Origin of the sequence: Maribacter aurantiacus, assembly GCF_005780245.1 — a bacterium.
GTDB classification, from domain to species: Bacteria; Bacteroidota; Bacteroidia; order Flavobacteriales; family Flavobacteriaceae; genus Maribacter; species Maribacter flavus.
In genome coordinates this window covers 242,468-255,555 of sequence record NZ_VBUK01000004.1, presented here as the reverse complement: position 1 = coordinate 255,555, position 13,088 = coordinate 242,468, and the positions used below count along the sequence as shown (strand labels likewise).

At 40.8% G+C, this 13,088-nt stretch carries 9 protein-coding genes; 5 read left to right on the top strand and 4 right to left on the bottom strand.

Going from position 1 to position 13,088, the window contains the following annotated elements; all coding sequences use genetic code 11:
- Nucleotides 1-218 precede the first annotated feature (218 nt).
- The 4 genes from FEK29_RS09685 (at nt 219) to FEK29_RS09670 (ending at nt 5,089) form a co-directional block, all read left to right on the top strand.
- Nucleotides 219-2,072 (top strand): tetratricopeptide repeat protein, encoded by a 1,854-nt coding sequence (locus FEK29_RS09685; RefSeq protein ID WP_161595340.1) that lies wholly within the window; start codon nt 219-221, stop codon nt 2,070-2,072.
- On the top strand, nt 2,072-3,793 hold the full coding sequence (locus FEK29_RS09680) for a tetratricopeptide repeat protein (RefSeq protein WP_138258218.1): 1,722 nt from the start codon (nt 2,072-2,074) through the stop codon (nt 3,791-3,793). Before FEK29_RS09685 ends, FEK29_RS09680 begins: the two co-directional genes overlap by 1 nt.
- Nucleotides 3,794-3,833: 40 nt before the next feature.
- Nucleotides 3,834-4,238 (top strand): thiol-disulfide oxidoreductase DCC family protein, encoded by a 405-nt coding sequence (locus tag FEK29_RS09675; RefSeq protein ID WP_138258217.1) that lies wholly within the window; start codon nt 3,834-3,836, stop codon nt 4,236-4,238.
- 71 nt (nt 4,239-4,309) lie between these two features.
- Nucleotides 4,310-5,089 (top strand): DUF1206 domain-containing protein, encoded by a 780-nt coding sequence (locus FEK29_RS09670; protein WP_138258216.1) that lies wholly within the window; start codon nt 4,310-4,312, stop codon nt 5,087-5,089.
- A gap of 61 nt (nt 5,090-5,150) precedes the next feature.
- Here FEK29_RS09670 and FEK29_RS09665 read toward each other — a convergent pair whose 3' ends face one another.
- The 3 genes from FEK29_RS09665 to aroC all read right to left on the bottom strand — a co-directional run bounded on the left by FEK29_RS09665 (nt 5,151) and on the right by aroC (nt 8,958).
- Entirely contained in the window at nt 5,151-6,323 is a 1,173-nt protein-coding gene (locus FEK29_RS09665; protein WP_240042719.1) for a flavohemoglobin expression-modulating QEGLA motif protein, read from the bottom strand.
- Nucleotides 6,324-6,508: 185 nt separating this feature from the next.
- A complete protein-coding gene (locus tag FEK29_RS09660) occupies nt 6,509-7,834 on the bottom strand; it encodes a dicarboxylate/amino acid:cation symporter (protein ID WP_138258215.1) in 1,326 nt (441 codons plus the stop codon).
- Nucleotides 7,835-7,893: 59 nt separating this feature from the next.
- The gene (gene aroC / locus FEK29_RS09655) at nt 7,894-8,958 is read right to left on the bottom strand and encodes a chorismate synthase (protein ID WP_138258214.1); all 1,065 of its coding nucleotides are present in this window, start codon (nt 8,956-8,958) and stop codon (nt 7,894-7,896) included.
- Between the two features lie 274 nt (nt 8,959-9,232).
- Here aroC and FEK29_RS09650 point away from each other — a divergent pair, with 274 nt between their 5' ends.
- Complete coding sequence (locus FEK29_RS09650; protein ID WP_138258213.1) at nt 9,233-10,087, top strand: UDP-2,3-diacylglucosamine diphosphatase; 855 nt, start codon at nt 9,233-9,235, stop codon at nt 10,085-10,087.
- Here the strand turns inward: FEK29_RS09650 and FEK29_RS09645 are convergent, their stop codons facing one another.
- On the bottom strand, nt 10,088-12,994 hold the full coding sequence (locus tag FEK29_RS09645; RefSeq protein WP_138258212.1) for an FAD-binding and (Fe-S)-binding domain-containing protein: 2,907 nt from the start codon (nt 12,992-12,994) through the stop codon (nt 10,088-10,090).
- Nucleotides 12,995-13,088: the final 94 nt, after the last annotated feature.

Here is a 13,088-nt window from a genome sequence, read left to right as displayed (position 1 = left end):
AAATTGGGTATGGACATATTGTAAATTGATATTGACTTATTTTTTTTAGAAATCTGATAATCAATATTTTAAATAAATTTATAATTATCTTTTGACTTCAAATTCATGGACAAAGTATGGACAGGACTGAATGTGAGGTATTTAAGTTTAACTTGTAGTTTCTATATTGATATTTCTCATTTATAACTATGAACTGTATTAAAAATTTAGCGTTTTTTTTGATTTCTATTAATTCACTCCTGTTCTCGCAAGAACCTCTGGTAAAATCGGATAGTCTTGGTGACTTATTAAAGCTAAGTAAGAGTTACAAGGATAGTGTGGATATTTTGGCTCAAATGGTAGAACATCATATGTATAATGACTCAAGGGAATCCATTGCTCTAGCCAATTTAATATTAAGTATTAGTAAAAATAACAATTATGGAAGTGGACTTTCTGACGGACATTTTCTTAAGGCAAATGCTTATGGAGCATTGCAAATAATGGATAGTGCCATGCTGAACTATCAAGAGGCCATTAGGTTCTCAAAGCTTTTTGGCAGTAATAGAAATTTGGCCAGTGCTATGGCCAATATAAGTGTTATAGAAGGACAAAATGGCAATTATGTAAAAGCTATAAAGCTTATGGATACTGTCGCAAAAATGAACCTTGCAGAAAAGGATTATCTCAATTATGGAGTTACGCTCAATAATAGGGCCTACCATTTTTACGAACAAGGAGATTACGTAAACGCCATGAAAGGTTTTAAGGCGGCATTAAATATACTTGATACTATACCGAGGGATATTTTTCGCCAAGGAGATGTTTATAGAAATATCGCCAAACTCAATTATCAGGAAAAAGATTTTGAAGACGCACTTTCTTATTTAAATAAAGCCAATGATATTTATGAAAAAGTTGATGATTACCTATTTCAATCCTATGTTTGGTCGGATATTGGGAATGTCTACTTGGAACTTAAACAGTATGACAATGCTATTGAAAGTTATAAAAAAGGACTCACCATTTGCGAAGATTACGGTTTTAAGGAATCTAGATCTTTATCTTTAGGCAACTTGGCCATTGCACTTCGGGAACAGGGAAAACTTGAGGAGGCCCTGAATAGTTTTCATGAATCGACTAAAAACACTGAACATGATGAAAGTATGGCTAACAGAATTGTCCATGAATATCATGTGGGCTATACCCATGCCCTTCTTAAAAATAAGGATTCTGCTTTATTTCATCTTAACAGGGCTATTTCTTGGTCAGACTCTTTGGGCCAAGCCAATGAGCTTAAAAATGCGTTGGAATTTAGGTCAAAATCTTATGCGCTTTGGGGTATGGAAACGAATGCCTTAGAAGATTTACTTAAAATGAATTTTATAAAGGATAGCATCTTCAATACCAAGAAATCCAAGCAAATAGAACAACTACAAACTTTATATGAAACCGAAAAAAAAGAAGCGGAAATTGCCCTGCAAAAAGAAGAAATCAACACCTTAAATGAAAAGGCCAAAGTGGATACATTGACCAAAGGGCTCTATGCCGGTGGCATGTTCACCTTTGTGACCGTTTCAGGTTTGTTGTTCTTCGGATTCCGGCAACGTATAAAGAAAAACAAAATCGAAAGGGAAAAACAAGAGGCTATCTACCAACAGGAAATTGAGCACAAACAAAAGGAATTGGCGAGTCAGACCCTGCATTTGGTCCAAAAGAACACCTTTATCCAGGAGCTTATGGAAAACCTAGAGAACATCAAGAACTCTCCGGAGAAATTCAAGATGGAATTCCGGCGTATCGTAATGCTTCTAAAAAAAGAAAATGCCTCTGACAAGGACTGGGAGGTCTTTAAAAGTTATTTTGCCGATGTCCACAACGATTTCGACCAAAAACTCAAGACCATTTATCCAGATATATCGGAAAAGGAAATCCGCTTGGCGGCCTTCCTTCGCATGAACCTTACCACCAAGGAAATTGCGGCAACCCTCAACGTTTTACCGGATAGTATTTTAAAGTCCAAATACCGCCTCAAAAAGAAACTGGGTTTGGATAAGGATACCGATTTGAACCAATTTTTAAATACGTTGTGATGCGAAATCCTTTACTACTCATATGTTTTTGGTTTTTTGTAAACGCCAAAGCCCAGGATAATGTAGGGGTCCATAGAGATAGTTTGGCATTTGAAAGCCTAATTGCGCTTTACCAAAAAACCGTTTCCGATGACCTGCCAAAAGCCAAAGTAATTTTGGATAGTCTTGCATTCAATGCCAAAAAAAAGGAATCAGGCTACTTTGAGGCCAGGGCGCATCAGTTATATGGACATTACTATTACTTAATGTCGGACTTTCAAAATTCCATTGATAATTGCAAAAAAGCATTGAATCTATTGGAACAGCTAAAAATGGAGGGTCCCATGCCCAATACACTCAATCAATTGGGTATTTCCCAGCGCTATTTGGGCCAATATGACGAGGCTTTGAAATCACATCAAATAGCAGCTCAACTTAATGAAAAAATAGAAGGAGACCCTATAGATTTGGCTAGAAGTTATTTGAACATGGGCAATCTGATGTTCGATGTAAAAAACTTGGAGGCTTCCAATAAGTACTATCTCCAAAGTGAAGAAATATGCATGAAATATGGTTTGAATGATTTTATCCCGAAATGTTGGGGAAACCTCGCAGCAAATTATCGCTACGAAGGGCACCATGAAAAAGCACTCGAGTACCATTACAAGAGTATCGCACATTTTGAAAAAAATCCAAGTATTGCATTGACGAGGGAGTATAATAATATAGGAGCCGTTTTTGACGACTTGGAGAATTATGGAAAGGCCAAATCGTACTATTCCTTGGCACTGCAGCACTCAGAAAAATATGGGGAGCCACAATTAAAGGGATTGATTTTAAGGAATTTGGGCGAAATGGCTATGGTAGAAAAAAACTATAATCAAGCCGAAGAATACATGCAACAAGCAATGGTCATAGCCAATAGTACAGGGAATATAGAAAGACTAATTCGTAGTTATGGAAAAATGGCAGAAATTAAGGCGGCTACCAATAATTTCAAAAGTGCCTATGAGTATAGGACAAAGTACAACCAATTATATGACAGCCTTAAGGGGGTTGAGGTAACGGAAAGAATAAACAATCTTGAAATTAAGTATCAAACCGAAAAGAAGGAAGCAGAAATTGCACTTCAGCAAGAAGAAATAAAAACACTCAGTCAAGAGGTAGAAATCAGTAATCTTAAAAAAGGTCTTTATGCCGGTGGCATGGCATCTGCCCTAACGGTCTCTGGACTTTTATTCTTTGGATTCAGGCAGCGAATCAAGAAAAACAAAATCGAAAGGGAAAAACAAGAAGCTATCTACCAACAGGAAATCGAGCACAAACAAAAGGAACTGGCTAGCCAGACCCTACATTTGGTCCAAAAGAACACTTTTATCCAGGAACTCATGGAAAACTTGGAAAACATCAAAATTTCCCCGGAAAAGTTCAAGATGGAATTCCGGCGCATCGTGATGCTATTGAAAAAGGAAAATGCATCGGACAAGGACTGGGAGGTCTTTAAAAGTTATTTTGCCGATGTCCACAACGACTTCGACCAAAAACTAAAGACCATTTATCCGGATATATCTGAAAAGGAAATCCGCCTGGCCGCCTTTCTTCGCATGAACCTCACCACCAAGGAAATTGCGGCAACCCTAAACGTTTTACCGGATAGTATCCTCAAATCCAAGTACCGACTCAAAAAGAAACTGGGCCTGGACAAGGAAACAGATTTGAACCAATTCTTAAATACGTTATAAACCCTTAGGTCTAGTATTAAAGCTGCATTATCTTTGTGTTGTGGAAAAAGCAAAAAAAATTATTCTATTTGACGGGCTATGCAACGTCTGTAACGGTTTCGTCCAGTTCGTTATAAAACGGGATCACAAGGATGTTTTTCAGTTTACTTCCTTACAAAGCGATGTGGGCCAACGACTTCTAAAAGAACGAAAAATTGACACCACTAAAATTGATTCCGTTGTGCTGATCGAACCGGGAGTGGCTTTTTATATAAAATCCGATGCTGCACTGGAAGTAGGCAAGTCTTTAAAAGGGTATAGGACAGTTTCTAAAATTTTTCAATTGATTCCCAGTAAAATACGTGATATCGTATACGATTTAATTGCAAAATATAGATACGAATGGTTCGGTAAAAGGGAAGCCTGTATGGTTCCAAGTCCTGAAATCAGGGCCAAATTTCTCTAGTTATTTCGATTGGATTAACAACCATAGCTTACAAGCTACATTTTCTGGATTAAATATAGAAACTTGTAAACATGGATGATAAAATTATAAAGACGGCACGCACAGGTTTTGTTGCAAAAGGAGTAGTTTATTTGATTACGGGTGTATTGGCCTTTTTGGCAGCCTTTAATCTAGGTGGCCAAAAAGCCGGTAAATTAGAGGTCATTGAATTTTTGGAAAAGCAACCTTTTGGGAAATTTATTTTGGTGGCACTTGGACTAGGACTTTGTTGCTATGCATTGTGGCGTTTTATTCAAAGTATCCAAGATCCTGAAAACATAGGGGGTGATGGAAAAGGTACGATTAAACGCATAAGTTTCTTCATTAGTGGACTAATTTACATGGGGCTTGGATTTTTATCTTTGATAAACGCATTCTCACAAACCGGAAATAATGGAGGAAGTAAATCTTCCTTGATACCACTTGAATATCAGCAGTCCTTTTTTATTGTAGTAGGTTTTTGTTTGGCAGGAAAAAGTGTTTATCAATTTGTAAAGGCCTATAAGGGAACTTTTATTTCCAAATTCAAGCTCAAAGCCATGTCGGAAACCACTAAAATAAAATTCATTAAAAATATGGGCTACGCCGGACTGTCGGCCCGGGGTATTTTAGTTGGGATAATAGCCTATTTCTTCATTACTGCCGGGCTTTCTGTGGGTAATACTTCTGGTGAAATGAAAGGCACTGAGAGCGCATTTTCCTTTTTGCAGCAAAATTCTTCTGGACCATGGTTGATGGGCATTGTTGCTGCTGGACTTGCCTGTTATGGCGTTTATATGTTTACCATGGCCCGATATCGCTCCTTTAATTAGGTTAATTGTCGATTCGATATTTAAATTGAGCTGCGGTTAATCCTGTACGGTTTGGAGCCCCTTATTTAAGGTTGTTCAATATAAAATCCAAGGTTTTATTCTCATTTTTATTTGTTTTAAAGGCAAAATTGTCATAGCTATTGGGAACGGCTAGACCTATCTTTAAGCAATGTTCAATCAGTTCTTCCCAATCCAAGGAAACCTTACCGGATAACAATATGTCCATGGATTTTTGTTGTTGATATCGCTTATATATTTTGCGAAGGCCGCTTAAGTACAATCGGTCTTTGGTAAACCCTCCTCCCCTATGGGCTCTCAGTGTGACCGAGAAAGCCGCATCGCGGTCAAGTTTATATTGGGAATGTATCATATCAAAGGTATCGGCAAAAGTATAGCCCTTAATCAAACTATCGGAAGCCAACACCCGATGCGCCAATTCCTTCAAGCGCCTTAATGTCAAGGCTCCGCTCATATACTCACTGAAAACGGCTAGTCCTTCCTGCGTCTCCACGTTTTTGGGAAATCCATTGGAAAATATTTTAAGGGGTTGGCTCTGTGCATTGAAGGTGGTAACCATGTGAACACCGATTTCATGGTTGGCCAAGGTCAGTAATTGATTCTTGCTGAATTTGGTATTTTTCTTAATCAATAATGTCTTGGTGGCATTGCTTACCATGGCATCGGCGGCAATGCTAGTAGAATATTTTATTTTTAGGGGGAAGTCATACCTACTTGCAAATTCTTCAAAATATTCCTTGGCCTCGAGAGGGGTAAATTTTCTTTCCATATCCGGACCATGGGTTTCATCGGTAAAATGCAATATATACTTGGCATTTTCAACGTCCTTTTCAGTCGGGGATCCATATACCCGCAGTGAGTTGTAATGAAATCTGTTCTTTTGGCCAATGGTCTGGATGCATTGAACCATGTTGGAATAGTAATAGATAATCTCCTGATAGGCCGTTCTCAATTTTTCGTCCTTAATACGTTCCAAACGTTGCGAAAAGAACAAACGGTGCAATTTATAAGGGTCAAACTTTAATTTGGGATAGCGAAACTCAGGATTTTGGGTATATTTTGAAGCAAAGAAAGCGTGCTTTTCCTTCTCGATGTTCAAGGGGTTTACATAGCTTAGGAGTTCTATGCTCCTTATCAACCGGTCAAGGTTTCCATCAATTTCGAAAACATATGGATACGCGTTCACCAAATTTTCCATCATAGGTTCTTGCTTCATTTTTGGCCGATTCAGGTAGATTATTAATTTTTTGTAAGCTATACGCCATACGCGGAGAGCTATTGGCAATTAGAGTTGGTTTTTATGGTTTTCATTAACCCCTAACCTCTAACGGCTAACAGCCAACAGCTTTTGTGCTTGAACTTGATACTTAAATTTGTTACTTGAACTTGATCTATTCCTCCCTATTTCACCTCTTCATAGTGGTCGTCCCAATTTTTTACTTTTGGCTTTCCGAGTTTTCCCACGGATTTGGCCACCATCATCGCTACGGTAGCATCTCCCGTAACGTTTACAACGGTTCTGCACATGTCCAAGGGTCTGTCCACCGCAAATATCAATGCCAGACCAATGGCCAATTTATCCTGTGGGAATCCAATGGATTCCAGTACGATTACAAGCATTACCATTCCAGCGCCCGGTACGGCTGCTGAACCAATAGAAGCTAACAAAGCGGTCAAAACTATGGTCAACTGGTTCGCCAAGGTAAGGTCAAAGGCCAATGCCTGCGCAATGAAGACGGCCGCGACTCCTTGGTATAAGCTGGTCCCATCCATATTGATTGTTGCCCCCACGGGTAGGACGAAACTGGAGACTTCCTTGTCCACACCAATGTGCTCCTCTACCCGTTCCATAGTGACGGGCAAGGTGGCAGCACTGGAACTTGTAGAAAAAGCCAACAACTGCGCCGGGCTCATTTTACTTAGAAATGTTAAGGGATTGTACCGAGTGAACGAGGATACGATCAAGGAATAAAACAGAATCATTAATGCCAGCCCCAATACAACCACACCGGCATATTTCAAGAGAGCCAGCAATAGTTCCGGATCACTGGAAGAGACTACGACTCCGGCCAACAAAGCAAATACGGCATAGGGAGCCGTTAACATGATAAGGTCCACCATTTTCAACACAACATCGTTCAAAGAGTCAAAGAACTTTTTGAGCGGTTCGGCATCCTTTTCGCCAATCAATAACATAGAGATCCCCAAGAATATGGCAAAAAAGATTACCTGTAACATGAGACTGTTATCGGTCATAGCAGCGAGGGCGTTATCGGGGACCATATCTTCCAAAAATTTGAGCGGTCCCGCCCCTTTTTGTCGGGATGCCTCTTCCATCTTTGAAGTAACGCCGCTATCGCTGGCATAGGTGTCCGTCAATTTCGTAATGGTTTCTTCTGAAATACCCTCACCAGGCTGCATGATATTCACCAAAACCAACCCTATGGTTATGGCGACAACAGTTGTTGTAATGTAAATTAGAATGGTCCTTACGCCAATGTTCCTGAATTTTGAAATATCCTTTAAGTCTGAAATACCTTTAATTAGTGAGGCTAAAATAAGGGGGATTGCAATCAACTTCAAAAGTTTGACGAAAATGGTGCCAAAAGGCTGTATCCAGTCCCCTACAAAGTCCTTTCCCCAGGTGACTTGGGTCATCAAGAAACCAAAAAGAATGCCCAAGAGCATTCCTATCAATATTTGCCAGTGCAATTCCAGTTTACGCATATGTTAATCTTTTGGCTCAAGATACCAAATAGAAAGCAGACACGCCACTCCCCCATAGATTAAATTTTATTCACCCTGGAAAGGAGCATATAATCCGCCAGAACCAATGCTGTCATTGCCTCCACAATAGGAACTGCCCTAGGGACAACGCAAGGGTCGTGCCTTCCTTTTCCCTGGGTTTGCACAAGGTTCCCTTCCTTGTCTATGGTCTGATACCCTTGGATTACCGTTGCAACGGGTTTGAAGGCTACATTGAAGTAGATGTCCATACCGTTGCTGATACCTCCTTGCACTCCCCCACTATGGTTGGTCTTTGTGGAACCATCCGTGTTGAAGGGATCGTTGTGCTCGCTGCCTTTCATGGTCACTCCTTCAAAACCGCTACCATATTCAAAACCCTTTACCGCGTTGATGGAAAGCATGGCCTTTCCTAATTCTGCATGTAATTTGTCGAAAACAGGTTCTCCCAGCCCAACCGGTACATTCGTGGCCACACAGGTAATCACGCCGCCAATGGTATCCCCGTCTTTTTTGATGGCTTTAATATATTCCTCCATTTTTACGGCCATCTCTTGATCCGGACACCGAACGATATTGTCTTCTGCTGTCTTAAGGTCCAGTTCCAAATAGCTTTTTTCCATTTTCAGGGTGCCTACTTGTGATACAAAGGCGTTGATTTCGATACCCTTTAAAAACTGTTTGGCTATGGCTCCGGCCACTACCCTACTAGCGGTTTCCCGGGCTGAGCTCCTTCCACCGCCCCTATAGTCCCTAAAGCCATATTTTTGGTCGTAGACATAGTCTGCATGGGAAGGCCGGTAGGAATCCTTTATATGGCCGTAATCCTTGGATTTCTGGTTGGTATTGTGAATGGCGAATCCAATAGGTGTCCCTGTTGTCCTTCCTTCGAAAATCCCAGAGTAAATCTCAACTTGGTCCGGTTCCTTGCGTTGGGTTACTATGGCGGACTGACCCGGTTTACGCCTGTCCAGGTCTTTTTGTATCAATTCCAAATCTAATGGGATGCCCGCTGGACAACCATCCAAGACCCCGCCGATGGCCCTGCCATGCGATTCGCCAAATGTCGTTACCCTAAATATATTTCCAAAGGAATTACCCGCCATAATCGTTTTTAATAAAAGATACCTACAAATGTAAACTTTAATAGCCTTATGGAAAATTATCCAGTCCTCTTAAACTTAAATTAACCTATTCATTTGGCCGGTAATGATAATTTAACGGTATCCTTATCAATTGATGATATGGCAGTTAACCATTGCATATACCATTAGGTTTAATTTTGTGAATATTTTAGGGATGAACCCTAATAGAGGGTTTTCTTGTAGAGACAAAATACCCCAATAAAACGAAATGGTTAACTATTTGATGTTTAAGTAGGTGAAAAAGCGAAAGTTGGAAATTGCCGTTATTTCCGATGTTCATTTAGGTACGTATGACACGTACGCCGATGAACTTCTGGCATACCTGTGCAGTATACAGCCTAAAATCCTCATTCTTAATGGTGATATTGTGGATATTTGGCAATTTAAGAAAAGCTACTTTCCAACGTCCCACTTAAACGTCATCAAGAAAATAGTTTCCATGGCCTCAAAGGGTACCGAAGTACACTATATCATGGGAAACCACGATGAGGCACCCAAAACCTTGGCAAATATTTCCTTGGGAAATATTCAGTTTTCCCGTAAGTTGGTTTTGACCTTACATGGAAAGAAAATGTGGTTCTTTCATGGCGATGTTTTTGATATACCCTGGATAAATGGCAGATGGGTGGCCCAATTTGGTAGCCTGGGTTTCGGTTTTTTGATCACTGTCAACAAATTGAACAATTGGTTCCTAAAAAGACTTCGGAAGGAAAAGTACTCCCTGTCCAAAAAAATCAAAAAGGACGAAAAAAAATCCGAAAGGTATATTTCTAATTTTGAGGAGACCGTAATCGACGTAGCCATTCAAAACCGATACGATCATGTCATTTGCGGTCATATCCATACACCCAAAAAGGAACATATTGAAAAACGTGGTGGTAGGGTCACCTATCTGAACTCCGGGGATTGGGTGGAAAATCTAACGGCCTTGGAATATTCCTTGAAACGCTGGAAAATGTACCATTATAAAAACGATAAGCTATCGCCTTTCTTTATGGACGAAGCCCTTAAGGAAATGAACCTCAATCAACTCATCGCTTCCATAGAACTCAAGGAAGAACAAAAAAGGATGCTTCCTCCTGGGGCATAATTATTTCAGTGCCTTTGCCAATATGCTTACCGGATGTTGGGCGATTCGTTTGGTGCCATCAAATATTTGATGTCTACAACTGGTACCGTTAGCAGCAATGATAGTCTCCGGTGATGCGTTGTTGACCGCGGGGAACAATTTTAATCCGCCTACGTTCATACTGGTTTCGTAGTGTTCCCTCTCATAACCAAAAGATCCCGCCATCCCACAACAACCTGAAGAAATGATGGTAACCTTATAGTTTTTGGGCAAGTTGAGAATGTCAAAGGTTACTTTTTGATTGCTCAATGCCTTTTGGTGGCAATGGTTGTGGATTTTTATGTCTGCCGATACTTCCGTAAAAAACGAGGCATCTATTTTGCCTTCTTGAATCTCCTTGGCTAGAAACTCTTCGATCAGGAAACAATTATTTGCTATCGACTCCGAAGCCTCTTTATTTGCCAAAAGCCTTTTATACTCATCCCTAAAAGATAATACGGCAGAGGGTTCCAGGCCAAGAACCGGCCTTCCTTTTTTGGCAAAGTCAACCAACTTCCTTGAATTCTTTTCCGCCAATTTTTTTGCTTGTTTTAAAAACCCTTTGGACAGGAAGGTCCGGCCACTTTCTGCATAAAAGAGTTCCACCTCATATCCTAAACCTACCAATAGTGCAATGGCGTCCTTCCCTATTTCAATATCCAGATAATTCGTGAATTCATCAATATAGAGGACAACTTTCTGTTTTTTTATACCTTTTTGATTACTAATATTTTGAAGGTGTTTATCGAAATTAAAACTATACACTTTTGGTAATTCTCTTTCCAGTGCTACGCCCGATGCTTTTTTTAAGATTTTTCCTAAAAACTTGGACCCATAAACGGCATTGGTCAAACCAGGAACCTTGCTCCCAATTTTGTTCAATTGGGTATTGTAGGCGAATAATTTTCCGCGTAAGGGGTATCCATTGGATTCCTGATATTGGTAAAGAAATTCGGCTTTCAAAGTAGCGACATCTACATTGCTTGGGCATTCGCTGGCACATGCCTTGCAGCTCAAACACAGGTCAAAGACCTCTTTGAGCTCCTGGCTGTCAAAACCATTGGTCTTTTTAGGGTTCGTTAAAAATTCCCGTAAGGCGTTCGCCCTTCCCCGGGTTGTGTCCTTTTCATTTTTGGTAACGTGATAGCTGGGGCACATGGCGCCATTCATCAGATGGGTCTTTCTGCAATCCCCACTGCCGTTGCATTTTTCGGCAGCCTTTAGGATTCCCTCACTGTCCGAAAAGTCCATTAAGGTCTCTATTTCCGGTTCGTTACGGTCAATCTCATAGCGGAAGGATTCATCCATGGGATAGGCATCTACAATTTTCCCCGGATTGAAAATATTATCGGGGTCGAAATAGGACTTAATCCGCTTGAGCAGTTCGTAGTTCCTTTCCCCGATCATTAAGGGCAAAAACTCAGCGCGGACAATGCCATCACCGTGTTCCCCGCTGAACGAACCTTTGTATTTCTTGGTGAGTTTCGCCACGTCCGTGGTAATTTGCCTAAAAAGGGTCACATCAGGCGACTTTTTAAGATTGAGAATAGGCCTTAAATGAAGTTCGCCCGCTCCCGCGTGGGCATAGTACACTGCACTTTGCCCGTACCCCTTCATGATTTGGGTGAATTCCCCAATAAAATCCTTTAAATCTTCTACGGCAACCGCGGTATCCTCTATACAGGCAACCGCTTTCATATCCCCCACGATATTCCCCAACAGCCCTAGACCCGCCTTTCGCAACTCTATGGCCTTGTTGATATTTTCACCGAACAGAACAGGGCTGGCATAGCTTAAGCCCGATTTTTCAATGGTCGCCATCAGTTTTTTGACTTCCGTTTCCAGGGCCTGTTCATCATCGGCACTTACCTGCAACATCAACAGCGCGGCGGGGTCGCCCTCTACAAAGAACCTATTCGCCAATTGTGAACGATTGTTTTTGGTGCAATCCAGGATTACCTTGTCCATCATTTCACAAAGCTGAAGGGAATGTTCCATGACGGGAACAACATCCATAAGGCAATCCTCCAAAGTGTGGTAATGCGTCACCACCATAGCCGATAATTTTGGTGGTAGGTTATCCAATTGGAGGGTGATTTCGGTAGTAAACGCCAAGGTGCCCTCACTTCCACATAGTAATTCTCCCAAGTTTAACGTTGGTCTTTCTCCGCCAAAGATTTCGGATTTCAAAAGTTCGTCAACCGCATATCCCGTATTTCTTCGATGGATGGACGGCTTGGGAAACTCTTTGATTATTTCATTTTTTATATCGTTATTAGCCAGTTCTTTGGATATGCTTTTGTAAATAGAAGCTTCAAATGAATCTGATGATTCGATTTTGGCCAATTCAGAGGCTGTCCTTGCTTTGAATTCGGCCTCACTACCGTCGGACAAAATGGTTTTTAGCGAAACTATTTTGTCCCTTGTCACCCCATATTGAATGGATGTGGTACCGGACGAATTGTTGCCTACCATGCCCCCGATCATACATCGGTTCGAAGTAGACGTGTTGGGGCCAAAAAAAAGACCGAACGGTTTTAAATATAGGTTCAGTTCGTCGCGGATGACCCCGGGCTGTACCGTTACCTGTTTTTTCTCGGTATCTAAATGTATTATTTCCGTGAAATATCGGGACACGTCCACCACAATACCATCACCAACACATTGTCCCGCAAGGGAAGTCCCTGCCGTTCTTGGGATTAGTCCAACTTTATGCTCCTTTGCAAAGCCTATCAATTTTTTGATATCTTCCTTGGACTTAGGGAATGCCACTGCCAAGGGAATCTTACGATAAACCGAAGCATCCGTGGCATATAGTGACTTGTACAGGTCGTCTATCTGAAGTTCTCCTTCTAATTCTAGTTGTAAATGGGACAATAATATATTCAAGGTAGCACAATTTTGACCGCTAAATTAAGTTTTATTGTCTGAGCAACATATACAACAATGTTGCTTTTTGTTATTAATCAAAAATCTAGAATAC

Coding starts and splice junctions, on each gene's coding strand:
- FEK29_RS09680 (WP_138258218.1), top strand. CDS start 2,072: ATGCGAAATCCTTTACTACTCATATGTTTTTGGTTTTTTGTAAACGCC.
- FEK29_RS09670 (WP_138258216.1), top strand. CDS start 4,310: ATGGATGATAAAATTATAAAGACGGCACGCACAGGTTTTGTTGCAAAA.
- FEK29_RS09665 (WP_240042719.1), bottom strand. CDS start 6,323: ATGAAGCAAGAACCTATGATGGAAAATTTGGTGAACGCGTATCCATAT.
- FEK29_RS09660 (WP_138258215.1), bottom strand. CDS start 7,834: ATGCGTAAACTGGAATTGCACTGGCAAATATTGATAGGAATGCTCTTG.
- aroC (WP_138258214.1), bottom strand. CDS start 8,958: ATGGCGGGTAATTCCTTTGGAAATATATTTAGGGTAACGACATTTGGC.